Annotated in this window: 22 protein-coding genes; 14 read left to right on the top strand and 8 right to left on the bottom strand. The window is 58.2% G+C overall.

The window, feature by feature from the left end:
* Positions 1-13 precede the first annotated feature (13 nt).
* The 3 genes from HMPREF3158_RS12205 to HMPREF3158_RS12625 all read right to left on the bottom strand — a co-directional run bounded on the left by HMPREF3158_RS12205 (position 14) and on the right by HMPREF3158_RS12625 (position 3,116).
* Positions 14-1,669 (bottom strand): sodium:solute symporter family protein, encoded by a 1,656-nt coding sequence (locus tag HMPREF3158_RS12205; protein WP_062035741.1) that lies wholly within the window; start codon positions 1,667-1,669, stop codon positions 14-16.
* Between the two features lie 17 nt (positions 1,670-1,686).
* A complete protein-coding gene (locus HMPREF3158_RS12200) occupies positions 1,687-2,535 on the bottom strand; it encodes an aldose epimerase family protein (RefSeq protein WP_070432379.1) in 849 nt (282 codons plus the stop codon).
* A 104-nt stretch (positions 2,536-2,639) separates the two neighbouring features.
* Positions 2,640-3,116, bottom strand: a complete 477-nt coding sequence (locus HMPREF3158_RS12625; RefSeq protein ID WP_083291092.1) for a YdcF family protein — start codon at positions 3,114-3,116, stop codon at positions 2,640-2,642.
* Positions 3,117-3,147: 31 nt separating this feature from the next.
* Here HMPREF3158_RS12625 and HMPREF3158_RS12190 point away from each other — a divergent pair, with 31 nt between their 5' ends.
* The gene (locus HMPREF3158_RS12190; protein ID WP_070498709.1) at positions 3,148-4,125 is read left to right on the top strand and encodes a LacI family DNA-binding transcriptional regulator; all 978 of its coding nucleotides are present in this window, start codon (positions 3,148-3,150) and stop codon (positions 4,123-4,125) included.
* A 24-nt stretch (positions 4,126-4,149) separates the two neighbouring features.
* On the opposite strand, the gene purE is transcribed toward HMPREF3158_RS12190, so the two are convergent.
* Together purE and HMPREF3158_RS12180 are read right to left on the bottom strand one after the other, a co-directional pair.
* Positions 4,150-4,650 carry a 5-(carboxyamino)imidazole ribonucleotide mutase gene (gene purE / locus HMPREF3158_RS12185; protein WP_070498708.1) on the bottom strand — a complete coding sequence of 167 codons (501 nt, stop codon included), beginning with the start codon at positions 4,648-4,650 and terminating at the stop codon, positions 4,150-4,152.
* Between the two features lie 78 nt (positions 4,651-4,728).
* On the bottom strand, positions 4,729-6,009 hold the full coding sequence (locus HMPREF3158_RS12180; protein ID WP_070498706.1) for a 5-(carboxyamino)imidazole ribonucleotide synthase: 1,281 nt from the start codon (positions 6,007-6,009) through the stop codon (positions 4,729-4,731).
* Between HMPREF3158_RS12180 and budA the strand changes: the two genes are divergently transcribed.
* Positions 5,995-6,714 (top strand): acetolactate decarboxylase, encoded by a 720-nt coding sequence (budA, locus tag HMPREF3158_RS12175; RefSeq protein WP_070498704.1) that lies wholly within the window; start codon positions 5,995-5,997, stop codon positions 6,712-6,714. The genes HMPREF3158_RS12180 and budA overlap by 15 nt on opposite strands.
* A 58-nt stretch (positions 6,715-6,772) precedes the next feature.
* Here the strand turns inward: budA and HMPREF3158_RS12170 are convergent, their stop codons facing one another.
* Complete coding sequence (locus tag HMPREF3158_RS12170; RefSeq protein WP_070498702.1) at positions 6,773-7,213, bottom strand: hypothetical protein; 441 nt, start codon at positions 7,211-7,213, stop codon at positions 6,773-6,775.
* Between the two features lie 45 nt (positions 7,214-7,258).
* On the opposite strand from HMPREF3158_RS12170, the gene HMPREF3158_RS13300 reads away from it, so the two are divergent.
* Positions 7,259-7,393, top strand: a complete 135-nt coding sequence (locus HMPREF3158_RS13300) for a hypothetical protein (RefSeq protein ID WP_256365606.1) — start codon at positions 7,259-7,261, stop codon at positions 7,391-7,393.
* A 110-nt stretch (positions 7,394-7,503) separates the two neighbouring features.
* On the opposite strand, the gene HMPREF3158_RS12165 is transcribed toward HMPREF3158_RS13300, so the two are convergent.
* Positions 7,504-8,364: a biotin--[acetyl-CoA-carboxylase] ligase gene (locus HMPREF3158_RS12165; protein ID WP_070498701.1), complete on the bottom strand. Its 861-nt coding sequence runs from the start codon at positions 8,362-8,364 to the stop codon at positions 7,504-7,506.
* Between the two features lie 54 nt (positions 8,365-8,418).
* Positions 8,419-9,039 (bottom strand): hypothetical protein, encoded by a 621-nt coding sequence (locus HMPREF3158_RS12160; RefSeq protein WP_070498745.1) that lies wholly within the window; start codon positions 9,037-9,039, stop codon positions 8,419-8,421.
* A gap of 47 nt (positions 9,040-9,086) precedes the next feature.
* On the opposite strand from HMPREF3158_RS12160, the gene HMPREF3158_RS12155 reads away from it, so the two are divergent.
* From HMPREF3158_RS12155 to HMPREF3158_RS12105, 11 genes are all read left to right on the top strand, one after another.
* A complete protein-coding gene (locus HMPREF3158_RS12155) occupies positions 9,087-10,079 on the top strand; it encodes an ABC transporter ATP-binding protein (RefSeq protein WP_062035750.1) in 993 nt (330 codons plus the stop codon).
* 176 nt (positions 10,080-10,255) lie between these two features.
* Positions 10,256-11,539: an ABC transporter substrate-binding protein gene (locus HMPREF3158_RS12150; RefSeq protein ID WP_062035751.1), complete on the top strand. Its 1,284-nt coding sequence runs from the start codon at positions 10,256-10,258 to the stop codon at positions 11,537-11,539.
* Between the two features lie 199 nt (positions 11,540-11,738).
* Positions 11,739-12,695 carry a carbohydrate ABC transporter permease gene (locus HMPREF3158_RS12145; RefSeq protein ID WP_062035752.1) on the top strand — a complete coding sequence of 319 codons (957 nt, stop codon included), beginning with the start codon at positions 11,739-11,741 and terminating at the stop codon, positions 12,693-12,695.
* Positions 12,695-13,516, top strand: coding sequence for a carbohydrate ABC transporter permease (locus tag HMPREF3158_RS12140; protein WP_070498699.1), 822 nt, complete (start codon positions 12,695-12,697; stop codon positions 13,514-13,516). The genes HMPREF3158_RS12145 and HMPREF3158_RS12140 overlap by 1 nt, the downstream gene beginning before the upstream one ends.
* Positions 13,516-13,881 carry a hypothetical protein gene (locus HMPREF3158_RS12135; protein ID WP_062035753.1) on the top strand — a complete coding sequence of 122 codons (366 nt, stop codon included), beginning with the start codon at positions 13,516-13,518 and terminating at the stop codon, positions 13,879-13,881. The genes HMPREF3158_RS12140 and HMPREF3158_RS12135 overlap by 1 nt, the downstream gene beginning before the upstream one ends.
* A complete protein-coding gene (locus HMPREF3158_RS13240; protein WP_070498697.1) occupies positions 13,881-14,066 on the top strand; it encodes a hypothetical protein in 186 nt (61 codons plus the stop codon). Before HMPREF3158_RS12135 ends, HMPREF3158_RS13240 begins: the two co-directional genes overlap by 1 nt.
* Positions 14,063-15,577 (top strand): maltose alpha-D-glucosyltransferase, encoded by a 1,515-nt coding sequence (treS, locus tag HMPREF3158_RS12125; RefSeq protein ID WP_061920758.1) that lies wholly within the window; start codon positions 14,063-14,065, stop codon positions 15,575-15,577. Before HMPREF3158_RS13240 ends, treS begins: the two co-directional genes overlap by 4 nt.
* Before the next feature lie 338 nt (positions 15,578-15,915).
* Entirely contained in the window at positions 15,916-17,220 is a 1,305-nt protein-coding gene (locus tag HMPREF3158_RS12120; protein WP_070498695.1) for an inorganic phosphate transporter, read from the top strand.
* A gap of 8 nt (positions 17,221-17,228) precedes the next feature.
* Entirely contained in the window at positions 17,229-17,531 is a 303-nt protein-coding gene (locus HMPREF3158_RS12115; protein WP_061920753.1) for a hypothetical protein, read from the top strand.
* Positions 17,532-17,737: 206 nt separating this feature from the next.
* Positions 17,738-17,989, top strand: a complete 252-nt coding sequence (locus HMPREF3158_RS12110) for a hypothetical protein (RefSeq protein ID WP_062035756.1) — start codon at positions 17,738-17,740, stop codon at positions 17,987-17,989.
* 162 nt (positions 17,990-18,151) lie between these two features.
* Positions 18,152-19,765: an acyl-CoA carboxylase subunit beta gene (locus HMPREF3158_RS12105; RefSeq protein WP_070498693.1), complete on the top strand. Its 1,614-nt coding sequence runs from the start codon at positions 18,152-18,154 to the stop codon at positions 19,763-19,765.
* Positions 19,766-19,951: the final 186 nt, after the last annotated feature.

Here is a 19,951-nt window from a genome sequence, read left to right as displayed (position 1 = left end):
AATGGTTGCTCCTTTAGGCAAAGATGACGTTCAGGCCGATTGCAATGACCAAGCAGATGACGCCGAGCGGAACGGTCTGCTTGTACCACGGAAGGTTCTTCTCGGTGTAGTCCTCGAAGTGGTCCTTCGGTGTAACGGAAGAAACAAAGCCCACGAGCTCCTCGTCCGGCTTCGACTGAGTAAACATGGTGACGATGACGGAGACGATGATGTCTACCGTAAATGCCACGCCGGCGGCCACGAATGCGGTGCCCTGGCCCGGCAGGTTGAATATAGATGCGGTGGCGTCGGTGAAGGTAGCCACATACCAGAACGCAATCGCGGAAGCAGTACCTGCCACGAGGCCGGACCAACCTGCGTGCGGGGTCATGCGCTTCCAGAACATGCCCAGGATGAAGGTTGCGAACAGCGGAGCGTTGAAGAAGCCGAACAGGGTCTGCAGGTAGTCCATGACGTTGCCGAAGTTCTGGGCCAAAAGGGCGGTAAAGACGGCCACGCCGGTGGCGACGACGGTCGCGATGCGGCCGAACTTCAGGTAGTAGCCATCCTCGCGATCCTTGACCACGTAGGTCTGCCAAATGTCATAAGAGATAACGGTGTTAAAGGCCGAGATGTTGGCGGCCATGCCGGCCATGAAGGAAGCGAGCAGGCCCGCAATTGCAACGCCCAAAAGGCCGTTCGGGAGCAGGTCGCGCATGAGCAGCAGGATGGCGTCGTTTGGCTTGGCGGTCTCTTCCATCAAGTCAGCGACGGAGACGGAGGCAATCATGCCTGGGATAACCACGAGGAAGGGCACGAACATTTTCGGGAAAGCACCAATGATTGGCGTCTTGCGCGCTGCGGAGATCGACTCCGATGCCATGGCGCGCTGGACCTCGACGAAGTTGGTGGTCCAGTAACCGAAGGAAAGGACGAAGCCTAGTCCCAGGACGATGCCGATGACGGACCAGACCGGATTCTCGAAGCCGGATATGTCAGTGCCCGGCCAGGTGTGGAAGTGGGAATCGTTCGCCACGGAATCCTTCAGCCCCTGCCAGCCGCCGACGCGGTTCAGGCCGATAATCGTCAGCGGTGCAAGCGCAGCGATGATGACGAAGAACTGCAGCACCTCGTTGTAGATGGCAGCGGACAAGCCGCCCAGGGTGATGTAGGACAGGACGATGATGCCGGCAACAACGAGCGCGACCCACATAGGCCAGCCCAGCAGGGCCTCAACGATGGTGGCCAGCAGGTACAGGTTCACACCGGCGATGAGCAGCTGGGCTACGGCAAAGGAAATGGCATTGACCAGGTGCGCCGCACTACCGAAGCGCTTGCGCATGAACTCCGGAACGGATCGAACCTTCGAGCCGTAGTAGAACGGCATCATCACGATGCCCAGGAACACCATGGCCGGGATAGCGCCGATCCAGAAATAGTGCATGGTCTGGAAGCCATACTCCACGCCGTTGGCGGACATACCGATGATCTCCACCGCGCCCAAGTTCGCCGAGACGAATGCCAGGCCGGTCACCCATGCGGGCAGTCCGCGGCCGGAGAGGAAGAAGTCGATGGAGGAGGAAACGCGGGCTTTGGCAGCCCAGCCGATTCCCAGGACGAAGAGGAAGTACAAGGCAACGAGCAGGTAGTCCACCCAGGTTGCGTCGAGTCTCAATACTGAAGGTTCCATGTGGAGAGCTTTCTTTACTAGATTGCGCTCAAGCGGAGCTCGTAGGCAATCGGTTGATGTGCGTTAATTTCGGCAAGGTCGATGCCACTGCGCAGTGCGTTCGGTGGAGCGCTCATGGGTTCCACCGCGAGTGCACGGCCGCGGCCGGGGTAGTTGTCCGGGGTATACATCTGTACCCAGTCAAGGCCCGGCCCCATTGCGAGGCGAACGCCTTTGCCTGCGGAAACGTAATCCGCCGTGAGGGGTCCCTGTCCGTGGAAGCAATCATCCCAAGTCACGTCAGCGATACGCTGCTGCTTGACGACGACGCTTTCCACCACGCCCGTGGGCAAGTTCCGGGTATCAAGAAGGTGGTGTTCGGTGACGCCGAGGCTAAGAATTGAGGCGTTGGCAGCCGCGCCGCGGGCAGAAAGATAGGTATGAAGGCCAAACGCGAAGGGGCAATCCTGCTCCGCGTGGGCCTCAAAGCGGGCGTGAAGCCCAGTTTGATCGAGGCTGTAAGTGGCGGTGAGCTGAATGGGCCACGGCCAAGGGGCCTCGATCTGGATGGTGAGCTGCACTTGGTTCACGCAGTAGCGCTTTAATTCCCAAGCCTTGTCGCATACAAAGCCATGGATGGCGTTGTTGCGCTCAGGCTCATTGACGGGCAGACAGTAAACGCTCCCCCGCCAGTTAAAACGGCCATCTGCAGTGCGGTTAGGCCACGGGGCAAGAACTACGCCGGCGCACATGGGCGGGAGATCCTGATAGGTCTCCACCAGCGGCTCGCCGGCGAAGGTCAGCGACTTAATACCGCCACCGAAGCTGGCAATTTCTGCCTCATATGCGCCATGCGCTATCCGGTAAGTAGGTGCCTGACTGGTCATAACCTAAGGCCTTCCTTTTCCGTGTGTAACTCACTACGTGGCTTAGGTTAAGACGCTGTTCAAACGCTAGTCAAACGTTTGCATAAACTTGCATAATGAATTTGCTAACGCCCTAAAGCGCTGATGACTGGTAATAAACGGCGCCACATAATCCGTGCCGCGGAGTGCGGAGTGGCAAGGACCTCACGCAAATAGTTTTCTGGTTTTAGCGTCCATGGCGTGAAAGCAGAATGCACGCGAATCGGGATTCCGAGGTGCCACGACCATAGCTTGGTACGCAGTGCATGGAAATCACTGGTGACTACATCGAAGTAAGGCGGCTTGCTCATCGCATAGGCATTTTCGAGATTCTCATTAGTGCTCGTGGCACGTGGTTCGACGATTATCTTCTCGCGCGGAACTCCCCTGCCCACCAAGTACTCGGCCATGACTTCGGCCTCGCCATAACCGGAGACGATGATGTCTTGTCCCCTCCAAATACGAAATGCATGCTCGAGTCTGCGCTCAAGCATGGGTCCAGGCACGCCACCTTGTACGCGGGCTCCCAGGACCAAAATGGGGACTAAGCTAGGGCCAAACATAGTGCAAAAGCCTAATTGAGAAAGGACTTCCGTGGCCACACCAACCTTGAAGGACCTCGCCGCGGCCACGGGGGTTTCTATCTCCACCGTCTCCCGCGCGCTGGCCAATCACCCTGCGATTTCTCCGGCGACCACGCAAAAGGTCAAGGCTGCGGCCGAGCAGCTGGGCTATCGCCCGAATGCCCAGGCACGCGCGTTGCGCGGTTCACGCTCCGATGCTATCGGCGTGGTGATTCCGAACCTGGCGGATCCTTATTTCGCGCTCATTGCTGCCGCGATTGAAGCCGAGGCCGAGCGCGTTGGCATCGCTGCCATCATGACCACCTGCTCTGAGTCACCTGAGCACTTAGCCAAAGCACTCGACGCACTGACATGGCGGCAGGTAGACGGCATTATCACCGTCCCGGTTGAAGGCGCCGAAGCAGCACTAAAAGACGCCGCGAAATCCCGGCCGTTGCTGCTCATCGACCGAGAGCTGCCGCCCTTCCCCGCCGTTGCCTCGGACCCGCGCCCGGGCATGTTCGCGGCATTAACGCAGCTGCGTCAAAAGGGTCACCGCGTGGTCGGCTATATTCCAGGCCCGCAGCAAACTTCTACGGGCAGGCAGCGGCTGAAAGTCTTCCGCGGTGCAAGCAGCGAGTTTTCCGCGCATTATGCACAAGGCGGCTTCCGCCGCAAGGACGGCTACGTGGGGGCATTAGAGCTTTTTGAAAAGGGCATTACCGCCATCGTGGCGGGCGATTCCATGATGACGGCTGGTGCGCTGGCCGCCTGCTATAACGCCGGCAAGGCCATCGGTGAAGACATCGCGTTGGTGGGCTACGACGACTTAAATCTCTTCCGCCTGCAACCGGTGCCGATCTCGGTGGTGGACCAGGACATGGCGGCGCTGGGCCGGCTAGCAGTCCAGCACCTGACCAAGGCGATTACGCATAACGCAACACCGACCGGGGTAAAGATTCCCACCTCTTATATCCCCCGCGTTTCCACCGCCCAGCAGTTCTCCTAAGGGGCGGTAGCTCCAGGAAATCGCCTATTCCCCCAGCAGCTGGGCGCGCAGGTTTGCGTCCTTCTTCTCCACCTCGGCGGCCATATTTTCTTGGTACTGCGCCATCTTCTCGGTTAGTTCAGGATCCCCTGCGCCAAGGATACGAACGGCAAGAAGGCCCGCGTTCTTAGCGCCGCCGATAGACACGGTCGCCACCGGCACGCCACCGGGCATCTGCACGATAGACAGCAAGGAGTCCAGGCCATCCAAGTCCTTCAGCGCGCGCGGAATGCCGATGACCGGAAGCGGAGTCGCCGCAGCAACCATGCCCGGCAGGTGCGCAGCACCGCCGGCGCAGGCGATGATGGCTTTCAGGCCACGCTTATGCGCGTCCTTGGCATAAGAGAGCATCTTTTCTGGGGTGCGGTGTGCACTGACGACGCCCACCTCGAAAGGCACGCCAAACTCCGCCAAGACTTCGGCAGCAGGTTTTACGGTAGGCCAATCTGAATCAGAACCCATGATGAGGCCAACGAGTGGTTCCATATCTTCTCCTAGGTAGTTGTTACTGGGGGCAGCAAGAAGGTTGCGGGAATCTGCGGAAAACTTATGCAGGCAGAGCTTTTAGAGCCAGGCCGCGTGCACGAGGAAGTGCGCAGCATCTGCCGCGATGTGGCGGGTTTGCTCGACGTCCTCACCCACGACGTTGACGTGGCCAATCTTACGGCCGGCGCGGTAGTCCTTGCCATAAAGGTGAATCTTGGCCTGCGGGTAACGCTCCATCACGGCACGTACGCGTTGCGGCATTGGCATTTCTGGATCTTCCGGGCCACCAAGGACGTTAGCCATGACGGTTACGGGAGCAAGCGCTGTGGTCTCACCGAGCGGCAGATCCAAGACTGCGCGTAGGTGCTGCTCGAACTGAGAGGTAACGGAACCGTCCTGGGTCCAGTGACCCGTGTTGTGCGGACGCATCGCGAGTTCATTTACAGCAAATTCTTCTACTGCTCCATCGCTTGGGAAACCAGCAGCGGAGGCTGCGGCAGCCGAGGCCGCGCTACCCCAGTTGTCCGCTTCAGCGACAGTGTAAGCAAAGAGTTCAACTGCCAGCACGCCAGTCACTCCTAGCTGCGTGGCCACGAGCTCGCCGACCTCGGCGGCGCGCTGCGCCAGCTCTGGGCTCAGGCCCGGCGCGGGCGCGAAGGCCTCGGCACAGATGCCGTCACGCTGCACGGATTGGGTAATCGGCCAAGCCTTCACCTCGCCGGAAGGACGGCGGGCGACTAGAACCGAAAGCTCGCGGGTGAGGTCAACCTTCTCCTCTGCCATCAAAGGCGTGCCGGCTTCCAGAAGCTCAGCGACCAGGGAATCCAGCTCCTCTGCAGCGGGGAACCACACGCCGTGGCCGTCGTATCCACCGCGGCGGGCCTTCAAGCAAACGCGGCCTTCTACAAGCTCGGCAAAATTACGCGCATCCTCAACAGAGGCGATTTGTGCAAAACGCGGAACCGGTGCACCCAGCTCCGCCAGCTTTTGGCGCATAAAGAGTTTGTCCTGGGCATACAGGAGCGCGGAAGGCTGCGGCTGGACGTTATAGCCGGCGTCGATAAGCGCCTGCACGTGATCGGTGGGCACGTGCTCGTGCTCGAAGGTCAGCGCATCGGCATCTTTAGCTGCAGAAACCAGCATCTCGTAGGCATGGTAATCACCCAAGACCACGTCTGGAATGACCTGCGCTGCGGACTGCTCCTGCGAGGAGGCAAGAATGCGCAGGTGGATGTCGAGCTCGGCGGCAGCCGGCTGCATCATGCGTGCGAGCTGGCCGTCGCCATAAACGGTAACGATGGGCTTTGCTTTATGACTCACCCATCCAATACTAGCCTTAACCTTATGATCGTCAGGCATACCATCTTCCAGAACTCCCTCATGACCGCTCTGTTGGACGGCATTTATGACGGCGAAATGACCATCGGTGAGCTGCTCGGCAAGGGCAACTTTGGCATCGGTACCTTCGATGCCCTCGACGGCGAAATGTTGATTCTCGACGGCATCTGTTACCAGCTGCGCGGCGATGGCAGCGCCCGCATCGCTGATCTCGATCAGGGCACGCCTTTTGCGGTGGCCACCAATTTCGTACCCCGCATCAAAGTGCAAGCACCGCGCGGAATGCGCCGCGAAGAGCTTTCGGCCTTCGTCGATGAAGTCGAGCCTTCCGCCAACTACATGTACGCGGTGCGGATAACGGGGCGCTTCAAGTCAGTGCGCACGCGCACCGTGGTCAAACAGTCCAAGCCCTACCCTCCCATGGCGCAGGCGGTGGGCGGCGATAAGGAGCTGCACTTTGAAAACGTCGAGGGCATCATCGGTGGTTTCCGCACCCCAGTGTTTGAAAAGGGAATCTCGGTGCCAGGCTGCCACGTTCACTTTATCGACGCCGCGCGTTGCTCCGGCGGGCACGTACTGGACTACGTCGTCGACGAAGCCACCATCGAGCTCTGCCCCGGCACGGATCTTGAAATGCGGCTGCCGCTTACCCAGGAATTCAAGCAAGCCAACCTCGCCCCGGCTGACCTTGACCAACAGCTGCATACAACCGAAGTCAAGAAGTAGGATTCACGGCGAGATCCGCAAATAGCCGGCTGCAACGGCCGTTTAAAGCAACGGCCGCTTAAAATAGTGGAGCCTCGTTGAGAATTTCTTCTACGCGTTTGGCCCTAGGGATGGAAGAGAAATACATTGGCCGCTCATAACCGTGGATGGCCAGCGAGATCCCACCGCGGCGCCGCCTAGCACCGCGAATATCCTGCAGCGGGATGGAATCAATGTGCCCTCCCTCGCGGGCGATAACGCGCAGGTTAGTAACGATGAAGCGGCGCCGGCGCGCGCGGTAGAGCGGGATACCGAAACGCCACAGCGATAGCAGCGCCCAGATTAAAACGATACCGTTACGCAGGTTTCTATCTAGGCCGTGGACATCCGCCCAGCCGATGCCCATCCATGCCACGCCGGTAATGAGGATGAGCTCAAGGAAAGGAAAGATCAGCGCGCGAAACGGCGCTGTCATATCCACGCGGACTACTTCGCCGCGCCCCATCTTCATCAGTCCCATAGGGGTGCATGATACCCGCCGGAGACGGCGAAGGACTTCAGCAACGTGGCCTATTCCGCGGCTGAAATCACCAACGGCGATTCCTACACCGTCACCGTCGGCGGCACTGTCGCTGAGGCGACTGCCGGTGAGGTCTCCCAGGGAATGGGCGGCGGTCCGATGAGCGGACAGTGCCCCTAAATAGACGCAATTTGCCAAATAGGAATGCCTACCACGCTCTGCGGCGGGCCCTATTTGGCAAATTGTGCTTTAAAGCGCCCCGCCACTCCACTCAGCGCAGCAACGAGTCGCTACTGCACGGGACGCAGGTGGGTGACATCACCTGCCGAGTAATATTCGCCGCCGACGTTGATGCGGCCGTCGTCGCCAATGCCCTCGACGACACCCACGACGTCGCCAGTCGGCGCTTCAAGGCGAACTTCCTGGCTGATCGAGGAGCACACCGCACGGTAATCTTCCATGAGCTGTGGGTCTTGGTTCTCCCACTGGGTGATGCGACGACGCAGGTTCTTGAGCAGGGCAATCGCCAATTCCGTGCGATCCGTATCGCGACCTTCCAGCATGAGCGAGGTGGCCTTTTCGATAGGCAGCTGCTCGCGAGTAAGCGTGACGTTCAGGCCCATGCCCACAACCACCCGCGCGGAAGGCGCAGGCGCGGCCTGCGTTTTCGGGGCGACCTCAGCCTTATTGACTTCAGCCTTGTTTACTTCCGCCTTGTTTACCTCAGCCTTGCTGACTTCGGTCTTGGGCGCGGACTTGAAGGCGGCACCGACGGGGCCAGCCTCGGCAAGGATGCCGCAGAGCTTATTGCCGTTGATGTGAACGTCGTTCGGCCACTTCAGAACGGAGCCCTCGACGGTGTCGGTGACGGCCAGGCCCGATGCCAGTGGCAGGGTGCCTAGGTGCTCGAGGGAATCTGGAAGGATAAGAACAGAAAGAATAAGCTGCGAACCAGCAGGGCTTACCCAGGTCCGACCTAACCGGCCCTTACCGGAAACCTGCTCGTTGGTCAGCAACACCGTGCCATCGGCAACGTTTTCAGCCTTCATAAGATCGGTGTTGGTTGAGCCGGTCTGCTCCACATATTCAACTAGAGCAAAGTCATCCGCCAGCGCGGTACGAATGCGTTCAATATCAAGTGCAGCTGTCATGCCCTAAGAGAGTACTCGACTATGCCGCATGCATGTTTACACGCAGCACAAAGGCTAGAACCAGTTTGGCTTATGCAGGATTTCCTGCGCGGTCCTTTCATCCAAGCAGCTAGTCAAGACTGCCTGCGGCAGCGCCTTTTCCACCTGTTCCGGGGAGATGGTTATGCCGCGGTTACCCGGCAGCCATTCCACGGTGTCAACAATGAGCTTGTCGTAGATAAAACGCTTATCCCCCGTCAGCGAGCGGCCATCGCCTTCCATGACGGCGGTGTAGCGAATTTCAGGATCCACCCATTCACAAACCCACTGGCCATATTCAGTGACCTCAGAATCAGAGATGTTAAGCCCCGCGGCAGTAAGACTGTCCTTCATAAGGGCGCGATCGAAGTGGCCGTTTTCTTCCAAATAGCCGCGCGCAGCGTTGGCATCAGCCTGCTCACCGAAGATCTTTTTGAAAGTGGTATCGCGCGGTGCGAGTGTCGCAGAGCTGGAAGGCTTTTCCGATTCTTTATTCGGCTCGCTACTCGGCGCGGCAGAAGTTTGAGCGGATTCGGAAGAAGTCTGGGATGCGGCGACGGTGGTCATTGGTGCGGCAACGTCCTCAGAAGCAGCGCCGGAGCAGCTGGCTAAGGGGAGAACAAAAAGAGGGACAAAGAGAGGAATAAGCTTTTTCATGGCGCCAACCAGCATATGTGATTTAGCGGGGGTGCTAGTGTAGGCGCATGGCAAAGGTCACTTTTGAAAAGGTCAACATCACCTACCCCAACGCCGCAGCCCCCACGGTCAAAGACCTTGACCTGGAAATCGCAGACGGCGAATTCTTGGTGTTGGTCGGCCCCTCAGGCTGCGGAAAGTCCACGACGCTTCGTTCGCTTGCAGGTTTGGAGCCGACCTCGAGTGGCCGCATCTTGATCGATGATAAAGACGTCACCGGTTTGGAACCTGGCGATCGCGATATCGCAATGGTCTTCCAGAACTACGCCCTTTATCCGCACCTCACCGTGGCTGAGAACATGGGTTTCGCGCTAAAGCTGGCGAAGATGCCAAAGGATGAGCTCAAGAAAAAGGTAGAAGAAGCTGCCGATATCTTGGGCCTTAGCGAGTACCTGGACCGCAAACCGAAGGATCTTTCCGGTGGTCAGCGCCAGCGCGTGGCCATGGGCCGTGCCATCGTGCGTAATCCAAAGGTCTTTTTGATGGATGAGCCTTTGTCCAACCTTGACGCCAAGCTGCGTGTGCAGACCCGTTCGGAGCTAGCCAGCCTGCAGCAACGCCTCGGCACCACCACGGTTTATGTCACGCACGACCAAGTCGAAGCGATGACCATGGGCGATCGCGTTGCTGTGCTCAAAGATGGTGTCCTGCAGCAGGTGGCCTCCCCGCGTGAGCTTTACGACGCCCCGGTCAACGAGTTCGTCGCCGGCTTCATCGGATCGCCCGCGATGAATATCTTTGACTACGACGGCGGCCGCATCGGCATTCGCCCAGAAGACATGCGCATCATCGACGGCCCGGTCGGCATCCCCGGCACCGTCGACATCGTCGAGGAACTCGGCGCCGAGTCCTTCGTCTATATCAATGTGGGCGAGCAGCGCTTCGTGGCCCGCGCTGACAAGGGCCGCACTCCACAGCGCGGCGAGGAAGTCCTTCTCTCTTTTGATGTGAAAAATGCGCACCATTTCGACCCCGAAACGGGCGAACGCATCGAGCGATAGTCCAAAACTGCAAAGAGTTGTTGGGGGGTAATAACCACCCCCAACTTTTCCTTTTCTGCAGGCCTTTTGCAGGAAGGCTCATTTCCACTTAGTGAATTAGGTCAAAAATTCCACGAAGTGTGGACACTGTAACTTATTTTTAAGGCACAAGAAGTTTTCCGAAAGGTTTATTGCCCATGAAGAAGTCCGTACTTCGCTCTCACCTTCGTACCGTCCAGAAGGGCGCCGTCGTAACCACCGCTGCTCTTGCGCTGGCTCTGGCAGGCTGCTCCTCCGACGAAGGCTCATCCGATTCCGCCGCACAGGGCTCCGTAGACGGTGCCGACGGCCGCGGCCCTATCACCTTCGCGATGGGTAAGAATGACACTGACAAGATCCAGCCGATCATTGAAAAGTGGAACAAGGAGCACCCAGAAGAAAAGGTCACCTTGAAGGAACTGGCCGGTGAGGCTGACGCACAGCGCGACACCTTGGTTCAGTCCCTGCAGGCAGGCAACTCTGACTACGACGTCATGGCACTCGACGTCGTCTGGACCGCAGAGTTCGCAGCCAACCAGTGGCTCGCACCGCTGACCGATGACCTTGAGGTTGATACCGATGGTTTGCTGGATTCCACCGTTGAGTCTGCAACCTACAACGACACCCTCTACGCACTGCCGCAGAACACCAACGGCCAGCTGCTGTTCCGTAACACCGACTTGGCAGACAAGGCTCCGGAGAAGTTCGCTGATCTGAAGTCCGCGTGTGAGGCGCTCAAGAAAGACACCTCCTGTCTGACCACCCAGCTCAAGCAGTACGAGGGTCTGACCGTTAACACCGCCGGCTTCATGGAGGGCTGGGGCGGCTCCGTTCTTTCTGATGATGGCGCTCCTTCCGTGGATTCCACAGAGTCCAAGGCTGGTCTGCAGGCACTTGTCGACGCCTACAAGGACGGCGTCATCTCCAAGGACTCCACCGCCGCCACCGAGGAGGAGACCAACCTAGCCTTCACCGAGGGCAAGTCTGCTTTCGCAATCAACTGGCCGTACATGTACACCAACGCTGAAGATGCTGGCGTGAAGTTCGAGGTCCAGCCGCTGGTAGGCAAGGACGGCGTCGGTGTTTCCACCCTGGGTGGCTACAACAACGGCATCAACATCAACTCTGAGAAGAAGGCCACCGCACTGGACTTCATGAAGTTCATCATCAACGAGGAAAACCAGAAGTCCTTCGCTGAGGCTTCCTTCCCACCGGTTCTGGCTTCCGTCTACGATGACCCAGCCCTCATTGAGCAGTTCCCGTACCTGCCAGCTCTCAAGGAATCCCTCGAGAACGCAGCGCCGCGTCCGGTTTCCCCGTTCTACACCGCTATTTCCAAGGCCGTGCAGGATAACGCTTATGCAGCTTTGACCGCTGACAAGTCCGTGGACGATGCAACCAAGGACATGAAGGCCGCCATCGAGGCTGCTTCCCAGGGATAAATTTTTATGCTCCTTGCAGCTCCTTTCTTCTTGTAGGAAGGCTCAAGAAGGAGGCGCCATGCGGGGCGTGGGTGAGCTTGTGTGCTCGCGCACGCCCCGCATTGTCTTTGATGTCAGGCACACCAGTTAGACTCTTACCCAACCAGTTAATCTCCAGCAGAAAGGCGTCCCCAGCGTGGCAGTAACAACGCCCACCGCCATGAAGCGCAAGCAGAATTTGCATGCCGCGGGCCTTATCGCGCCGGCTCTCCTTGTGCTCGCCGTCGTCATCGGTTACCCAATCCTGCGTGCCATCTGGCTTTCTTTCCAAGGAAACCGCCACCTCAACCCCAAGACAGGAATCTTTGAAGAAGGCGGCTTTGCAGGCCTTGAGAACTACCTGTACTGGATCAATAACCGGTGTGTTTCCGGCACTGGGCAGATAGCGCAATGCCCTCCGGGCGTGATTGCCACGGATTTCTGGCCGGCGCTGAAGATCACGCTGTTTTTCACTGTGGTCACCGTCCTGCTTGAGACCATCCTCGGTATGTTCATGGCCATCATCATGAATGGCGAGTACAAGGGCCGCGGCCTAGTGCGCGCCGCAGTCCTGGTGCCGTGGGCTATTCCTACTGCCGTTACAGCAAAGCTGTGGCAGTTCATGTTCGCACCAGATGGCATCGTTAACTCCCTGCTCGGCACCGACTTCGCTTGGACCACCGATCCTTTCTACGCACGTCTGGCAGTCATCATCGCTGACGTGTGGAAGACTGCCCCTTTCATGGCCCTGCTTATCTTGGCCGGTCTGCAGATGATTCCGCGGGATGTCTACGACGCAGCCCGCGTTGACGGCGCAAGCCGCGTACAAACCTTTTTCAAGATCACGCTGCCGCTGGTGCGCCCGGCACTGATGGTTGCGATCTTGTTCCGCACGCTCGACGCACTGCGCATGTACGACCTTCCTGTCATCATGATTTCGGCTTCTTCCAACGCCCCTACTGCCACTATCTCCCAGCTAGTGGTTGAGGATATGCGCCAAGGCAACTTCAACTCGGCTTCTGCGCTGTCCACACTCATCTTCTTGCTCATCTTCGTCGTGGCCTTCATTCTGGTTCGCTTCTTGGGGGCCGATGTTTCTGGCAGTAAGCGCGGTGCGAATAGGAAGGCGGCCAAGTAATGAAAAAGTTCGGACACTACGCAGGCATCATCTTCATCATGTTCTGGGGGCTTGCGCCCTTCTACTGGATGGTCATTACTGCGCTTCGCAATAAAGACCACACTTTCGACACCACGCCGTGGCCTACCCATGTCACCTTGGAGAATTTCCAGGATGCACTGGCTACTGATAAGGGCAATAACTTCCTTGCCGCTCTCGGCAATTCCTTGGTTATCTCACTGGCCACCACCGCCATCGCCGTAGCAGTAGGCGTATTTACTGCTTATGCTTTGGCGCGCTATAACTTCCCTGGCAAGGGCATCGTTACCGGCGTGATTCTGGCGGCTTCCATGTTCCCCGCCATCGCCTTGGTTACCCCGCTTTTCCAGATGTTTGGCAACCTCGACTGGATCGGCACCTACCGCGCGATGATCATCCCTAATATTTCCTTCGCGCTGCCACTGACGGTTTATACCTTGCTAAGCTTCTTCCGGCAGCTACCCTGGGAGCTAGAGGAAGCCGCCCGCGTCGACGGTGCTTCCCGCAGCCAGGCTTTCCGCCTGGTTCTGCTCCCGCTCGCGGCACCGGCACTGTTTACCACCGCCATCATTGCTTTCATCACCACGTGGAATGAGTTCATGTTGGCGCGCCAGCTCTCGAATGATTCCACTGAGCCGGTCACCGTAGCCATCGCCCGCTTCTCTGGCCCATCCGCGTTCGAATACCCTTATGCCGCCACCATGGCCGCCGGCGCGCTCGTCACTATCCCGCTCATCATCATGGTGCTCATCTTCCAGCATCGCATCGTCGCCGGTCTGACCGCCGGAGGTGTGAAGGCCTAATGCTTAAAAACTTAGGGTTTGCCGCTATTTCTGCTTGTCTAGCTCTAGCCAGCGCTGCGTGCGCGCCTTCGGAGGAGGAACAAGTCGCAGCAAGCCAAGCTGAGTCCGTGGGCATGCCTGCCCCACTCATCTTGAGCACAGAGGAGCTATCTGGCCAGACCTTCGACTTAAAAATCGATGAGGTCCTCGTCATCACCGAGTCCACAGGTCTCTTTGCCGAGGTTAGCAATCCCGAAGTCGCTGAATTTTCCCCGGCGCGCACTGATGGTGCCACGGAATACAACGCCAGCGTTCGCGCATTAAAGGAAGGCGCTACCGCCATCCAATTGTCCGACGGAACCGCGTTCAACCTCAAAGTCAGCTAATGCGTCGGGCTTTATTGTGGGACACTGCTCTAGGCTTTGTTGGCTTCTTTGCCTTCCTTGCCTTAATCCAAGCAGTAATCAATCTCTTCTCTGTTACTCCCGCCGTCTGGCCCGGTCTTTTGGCCGGCGGCCTGTGCACCATTGAATATCTACTCTGGCGCGCAAAAAGAAAGGACCTCGCATGAATTGGTACGAAAACGCCATCTTCTACCAGGCCCTCGTCGGCTCTTTTAAGGACGCGGGTCCCAGCGGCGGCCAAGGCGTCGGCACGCTCCAAGGCGTCATCGAAAAGCTTGACTATCTACAGTGGCTCGGCGTCGATTGTCTCTGGCTTTCGCCTTTCTATGCCTCCCCTTTGAAGGATGACGGCTACGACATCGCCGATTACTACGCCATCCACCCCGATTACGGCACAATGGAAGACTTCGAGCAGCTCGTAGCCGAGACCCACAAGCGCGGCATGCGTTTAATGACGGACCTCGCTCTCAATCACACCTCGACCGAGCACGAATGGTTTCAAGCGTCCCGCCGCGATCCTTCGGGCCCTTACGGCAATTACTACGTGTGGGGAGACGATCCGAACCGGTATCCCGAAATCCGCATCATCTTCACCGACGTCGAAGATTCCACATGGGCCTGGGATGAGGTGCGCGAGCAGTACTACTTCCATCGCTTCTACTCGCACCAGCCGGATCTCAACTATGACAATCCTGCCGTCCACGAGGAAGTCTTCCGCATCGTTTCTTTCTGGATGGACAAGGGCCTAGACGGCTTCCGCTTGGACGCCATCCCCTATCTCTATGAGCGTGATGGCCAGGGAGGCGAATCCCTTCCGGAGACCATCGCGTTCGTCGAGAAGCTACGTGCCTTCATGGATGAGAACTATCCGGAGGCCGTCATGGTGGCCGAGGCCAACCAGCCGCCGAAAGAAACCATGGAGTTCTTCGGCACCGGCAATCGCGTCCACATGGTCTTCAACTTCCCCCTGATGCCGCGCATATATGAGGCACTTGCGCTTGGCGACGCCACCCCCCTCTACGCCATCATGGATGAAATCCCCGAGCTACCTGCCGGCTGCCAGTGGGGCACCTTCCTGCGCAACCATGACGAGCTGACGCTCGAAATGGTCGACGATGCCAGCCGCGAGCTGATGTATCGCCATTACCTTCCGGATGAGCAGATGCGCGCCCACGTGGGTATTGCCCGCCGCTTGGCTCCGCTTCTGGGAAATGACCGGCGCAAGATTGAGCTTTTCTTCTCGCTTTTGCTTTCCATGCCGGGTTCGCCTTTCTTCTACTACGGCGATGAAATCGGCATGGCGGATTCTCCTTCACTTCCAGACCGCGACGCAGTGCGCACCCCTATGCAATGGGCCCCTGGCGACGGCACTGGCTTCACCACGGCCCCGCACCCGCGCCGCCCAATCGTGGGCGGCACGAAGATCAACGTCGAAGAGCAAAAAACGGATCCGACATCGCTGCTCAATACCGTGCGCGAACTCATTGCCCAGCGAAAGGCCTTCCCCGAGCTAGCAAGCGCCCCCTTCGAGGCGGTTGAAACGGGCGAAGCAGGCATCTTTGCGTTCCAGCGGGGCGGCCTTCTGTGTCTGCACAACTTCACCGCGGACGCCGTCGATCTGGGCCCGGTGGAATTAGGGCCATTTGGCTACGCTTGGCTGCCCATCGAGGACCAATAAGCCAGTGAATAAATAGGACTGAATAAATAGGACCTAAACGGAAAATGAATATCAGTCGGGGGTGCACTCCCCCGTCTTGGGTTAACAATAGGTTAACGCGATATGTATACAGCGGGAATCTTCACCAAAGACCGGCTATCTAATGATTTAAATACCGAACATAAAGCGTAAAACCCAAGGTCATGGCAACCATTGAGAGATTAGGCCCAACCCCATAAGGCGTCTACTCTATACCGTTGTTAGTTAGGAACGCGGTTGCGACACTGTCGCCGAGTTTAATCTCGGCCGTCACGCCACGCTCCCTCGCTCGAGAAGAACCTTGGAAAGGGGTCGCGCCCGTGACAGCGACACTAATCATCTTGGCCATCGTGATCGTCACTGCCCTTGCCTTTGACTTCACCAACGGCTTCCACGACACCGCTAACGCAATGGCCACCTCCATTGCCACCGGCGCTCTAAAGCCATTTACCGCAGTCACCATTTCCGCATTGCTCAACCTGCTCGGTGCCTTTCTTTCCGTTCACGTTGCCGCAACCGTGGCAAAAGGCATCGTCAACCTTGATTCCTACGATCTCTCTGTCGCAACCGATGGAGAAGCACTCCTAATGGTCGTATTCACCGGCCTCATTGGCGGCATCTTCTGGAACCTATTTACATGGCTCCTCGGAATGCCATCCTCTTCTTCCCACGCCCTTTTCGGCGGCCTCATCGGCGCAGCCTTTGCAGCCCTCGGCAGCGGCGGCGTTGCATGGTCTTCCATCGCCGGCAAAATCATCATCCCAGCAATCGCATCCCCTTTCATTGCCGCCATGGTTTCGGCCTGCGGCACCGCGCTGGTCTACTGGGTCACTAACACCATCCCAGAGCGCGTAAAGAACGAGCACTTCCGCCACGGCCAGATCGTCACCGCATGCCTAGTTTCCCTGGCACACGGCGCAGGCGACGCACAGAAGACCATGGGCGTCATCTTCCTAGCCCTCGTCGCAGCCGGTGAGGCAAATGCCGACCAGCGCATCCCCACCTGGGTCATCGTTGCCTGTGCAGTGGCAATCGCAGCCGGCACCATGTCTGGCGGCTGGCGCGTCATCCGCACCCTGGGCAAGGGCTTGGTGGAAATCGAGTCCCCACAGGGTATGGCCGCCGAGGCATCTTCCGCAGCCATCATCCTGACCTCCGCCGCTGGCGGCATGGCACTGTCTACCACCCACGTTTCCACCGGCTCCATCCTCGGTACCGGCCTAGGCAAGAAGGGCGCACAGGTCCGCTGGGGCGTTGCAATGCGCATGGTTTCCGCATGGCTAATCACCCTGCCTTGCGCTGCTGCAGTCGGCTTCGCCACCTGGTGGATTGCACGCCTGGTTAGCGGTGCAACCAACACCCTGACTGGCGCCATCGTTGACGCCATCATCTTGCTCGCCATGGTCGCAGCAATCCTGCTGCGCGCTCGCCGCAACCCAGTGGATGCATCCAACGTCAACGACGACTGGGACGCTGATGCTGAGTCTGTTGACTCCTCCATGCAGGCTCACGACAAGGTTGCCGCCGGCGTTGCCACCGGCAACGCTCCGGGCGCCGCGAATGGCGTACACGGCGTCGTCGACGACGCTTCCAGCTCCGCTCACGAAGTCTCCCAAGGAAAGTAGGAATCGCCATGACCGCAATGGAAATTCTCGTCGCCATCACCCGCGTCGCTGGCTTGGCACTAGCCTTCGGCGCTGGCATCCCGCTCCTTTTCGCCTTGGGCATGCGTTGCATGACCGGTGACCCAATCCGCAACAGCGACGGCGTCATCGTCGGCGACACCGAGGCCTCCGCCCAGATGAAGGTTTTGGGCTGGACCGTCTACGCGGTCTTGGGCGTAATCATCCTGATTGCCATCTCTTGGATTGCTAAGGATTCGATTCACAATTACTTCGGAATTGAGCTCTTCCCGGGCCTTTCCAGCAAGCATTAAGACAGAACCTAAACCAAAGTTCTTCAAGCGTTAAGTTAACGAAAAGTTAACTAACACGGAACTAAAGGTTGCTAAACTAGCGGACCGAGCGTACTATCAAGTACTTATCAGCTCGTCCGCTAGTTTCTTTGTTTTTAACTACATTTCTTTTCCCTACCCCCAGCGGCCGAAGATTCATTGTCCAGATCGAAAGAAGGTGAGCATCAATGAATACCATCAACGGACTGATTAACTCGTTCGCAACCACATTCAAGAGCGTCACCGGCACGGGCCTTGACGCCTTGGACGCAACCCCCATGGAAGCCCTCGTCACCGAGGAGCTTGTCAACCGTGACACCACACCGGCCACGACGGATGACATCGTTTCCGTATTCAACTCCATTGCGGGCCGCGCACCGCGCACCGAAGAAGTCTACGAGGTGGAGCTCTTCCTCATGGATTTCGGCCTCGCAGCCTAAATTCCCCAGCCTCAAACCTTAAAGCGCCTAGCTTTTCCACAAAAGGAAGCTAGGCGCTTTTCTTTACCCCACACCACTTAGCAGCACAAACTAGTTTTGTGAGGGAAATCACCCGTGTTTCAAGGTGTAAAACCCCGAGGGTTTTCTTTAAACTCTTCAAACATGACTATTTCCTCACATTTTACCTCCCTCGAGGATGAGCAAGCTGCCACCACTGCCGGAAAAATCGCCGAACTTAAGCGGCGCCGCGAGCAAGCCGCCGCTCCGCTCGGCGAAAAGGCCTACGAGAAAGTCCACGCCGCTGGCCGTTTGACGGCACGCGAGCGCCTTGACTATCTGCTCGATGAAGGCTCATTCGTCGAAACCGATATGCTCGCCGTGCACCGCACCTCCGATTTCGGCATGGGCGCGAAAAAGCCATTGACCGACGGAATCGTTACCGGCTGGGGAACCATCGATGGCCGCGAGGTCTGTATCTTCTCCCAAGATGGCACCGTCTTCGGTGGCGCGCTCGGCGAGGTCTACGGCGAAAAGATGGTAAAAATCATGGAGCTTGCCGTAACCACCGGCCGTCCTCTCATCGGCCTCTACGAAGGTGCCGGTGCCCGCATCCAAGATGGCGCAGTCTCCCTCGACTGGATCGCGCGCACCTTCTACCAAAACGTCAAGGCCTCCGGCGTGGTCCCACAGATCTCCGTCATCATGGGCGCTTGCGCCGGTGGCAACGCCTACTCCCCTGCCCTGACTGACTTCGTCGTTATGGTCGAGGAAAAGTCCAAGATGTTCGTCACCGGCCCCGACGTCATCAAGACCGTCACCGGTGAAGAAATCACCCAGGAGGAACTCGGCGGCGCCTCCACTCACATGCAATCCGCCGGTAACTCCCATTTCACCGCCGCCACCGATGAAGAAGCCCTCGACTGGGTCCACGACCTTTTGACTTATCTCCCCTCCAATAACCGCCAGCGCTCACCTTTTGAGCCCTATGAAGAACTCGGCGATGAAACCGCCGATGACCTCATTCTCGACGAGATCATCCCTGATTCCCCTACCCAGCCCTACGACGTCAAGCACGTCATCGAAGCCATCACCGACGACGGCGAATTCCTCGAAATCCAGGCAGAACGCGCCGAAAACGTCGTCGTGGCCTTCGGCCGCGTCGAAGGCCACACCGTCGGTTTCGTGGCCAACCAGCCGCAGGTCTTCGCTGGCTGCCTTGATATCGATTCCTCCGAAAAGGCCGCGCGCTTCGTCCGCACCTGCGACGCCTTCAACATCCCCATCGTCATGCTCGTCGACGTCCCAGGCTTTCTGCCCGGTGCTTCCCAAGAACACGACGGCATCCTCCGCCGCGGCGCCAAGCTTCTCTACGCCTACGGCGAAGCCACAGTACCGAAGATCACTGTCACCATGCGCAAGGCCTACGGCGGCGCTTATTGCGTGATGGGCTCCAAGGGGCTTGGCGCAGACGTCAACCTTGCGTGGCCGACCGCCCAAATCGCAGTCATGGGCGCCGCCGGCGCCATCGGCTTCATCTACCGCAAGGAGCTCAAGAAGGCCCGTGAAGAAGGCCTCGACGTCGAAGAGCTCGCCAAGTCCTTTGAACGCGAGTACGAAGACCACATGCTAAACCCCTACAAGGCGGCAGAACGCGGCCTAATAGACGCAGTGATCCTTCCTTCAGAAACCCGCAGTGCTATCACTCGGAACCTACGCCTTTACGCTGACAAGAACGTCCCCCGTCCAGCGCGCAAGCACGGCAACGTCCCGCTCTAGATAGTTTCTCCCTATTCTCCTATTTTTCATCTGGCGGCCATTGCCCGGATACCAAAGCGCCTTAGTCTCCAACTGTATTTCAAAAATTTCTTATTTAATAAGGAGACTAGGAATCCACTATGTCCAAGATTAAACGCCGCAATTTCCTCTCAGGTGCCTCTCTTCTCGGACTTGGAGCCGTAGCTT

This window comes from Corynebacterium sp. HMSC06G04, assembly GCF_001807365.1.
Taxonomy (GTDB): Bacteria; Actinomycetota; Actinomycetes; order Mycobacteriales; family Mycobacteriaceae; genus Corynebacterium; species Corynebacterium simulans.
This window is presented reverse-complemented; position numbering and strand designations above follow the sequence as displayed.

What these genes read in the sequence shown, in the direction of transcription:
- HMPREF3158_RS12205 (WP_062035741.1), bottom strand. Translation starts at nt 1,669, where the DNA reads ATGGAACCTTCAGTATTGAGACTCGACGCAACCTGGGTGGACTACCTG.
- HMPREF3158_RS12200 (WP_070432379.1), bottom strand. Translation starts at nt 2,535, where the DNA reads ATGACCAGTCAGGCACCTACTTACCGGATAGCGCATGGCGCATATGAG.
- HMPREF3158_RS12625 (WP_083291092.1), bottom strand. Translation starts at nt 3,116, where the DNA reads ATGTTTGGCCCTAGCTTAGTCCCCATTTTGGTCCTGGGAGCCCGCGTA.
- purE (WP_070498708.1), bottom strand. Translation starts at nt 4,650, where the DNA reads ATGGAACCACTCGTTGGCCTCATCATGGGTTCTGATTCAGATTGGCCT.
- budA (WP_070498704.1), top strand. Translation starts at nt 5,995, where the DNA reads ATGATCGTCAGGCATACCATCTTCCAGAACTCCCTCATGACCGCTCTG.
- HMPREF3158_RS12180 (WP_070498706.1), bottom strand. Translation starts at nt 6,009, where the DNA reads ATGCCTGACGATCATAAGGTTAAGGCTAGTATTGGATGGGTGAGTCAT.
- HMPREF3158_RS12170 (WP_070498702.1), bottom strand. Translation starts at nt 7,213, where the DNA reads ATGGGACTGATGAAGATGGGGCGCGGCGAAGTAGTCCGCGTGGATATG.
- HMPREF3158_RS12165 (WP_070498701.1), bottom strand. Translation starts at nt 8,364, where the DNA reads ATGACAGCTGCACTTGATATTGAACGCATTCGTACCGCGCTGGCGGAT.
- HMPREF3158_RS12160 (WP_070498745.1), bottom strand. Translation starts at nt 9,039, where the DNA reads ATGAAAAAGCTTATTCCTCTCTTTGTCCCTCTTTTTGTTCTCCCCTTA.
- HMPREF3158_RS12155 (WP_062035750.1), top strand. Translation starts at nt 9,087, where the DNA reads ATGGCAAAGGTCACTTTTGAAAAGGTCAACATCACCTACCCCAACGCC.
- HMPREF3158_RS12150 (WP_062035751.1), top strand. Translation starts at nt 10,256, where the DNA reads ATGAAGAAGTCCGTACTTCGCTCTCACCTTCGTACCGTCCAGAAGGGC.
- HMPREF3158_RS12145 (WP_062035752.1), top strand. Translation starts at nt 11,739, where the DNA reads ATGAAGCGCAAGCAGAATTTGCATGCCGCGGGCCTTATCGCGCCGGCT.
- HMPREF3158_RS12140 (WP_070498699.1), top strand. Translation starts at nt 12,695, where the DNA reads ATGAAAAAGTTCGGACACTACGCAGGCATCATCTTCATCATGTTCTGG.
- HMPREF3158_RS12135 (WP_062035753.1), top strand. Translation starts at nt 13,516, where the DNA reads ATGCTTAAAAACTTAGGGTTTGCCGCTATTTCTGCTTGTCTAGCTCTA.
- HMPREF3158_RS13240 (WP_070498697.1), top strand. Translation starts at nt 13,881, where the DNA reads ATGCGTCGGGCTTTATTGTGGGACACTGCTCTAGGCTTTGTTGGCTTC.
- treS (WP_061920758.1), top strand. Translation starts at nt 14,063, where the DNA reads ATGAATTGGTACGAAAACGCCATCTTCTACCAGGCCCTCGTCGGCTCT.
- HMPREF3158_RS12115 (WP_061920753.1), top strand. Translation starts at nt 17,229, where the DNA reads ATGACCGCAATGGAAATTCTCGTCGCCATCACCCGCGTCGCTGGCTTG.
- HMPREF3158_RS12110 (WP_062035756.1), top strand. Translation starts at nt 17,738, where the DNA reads ATGAATACCATCAACGGACTGATTAACTCGTTCGCAACCACATTCAAG.
- HMPREF3158_RS12105 (WP_070498693.1), top strand. Translation starts at nt 18,152, where the DNA reads ATGACTATTTCCTCACATTTTACCTCCCTCGAGGATGAGCAAGCTGCC.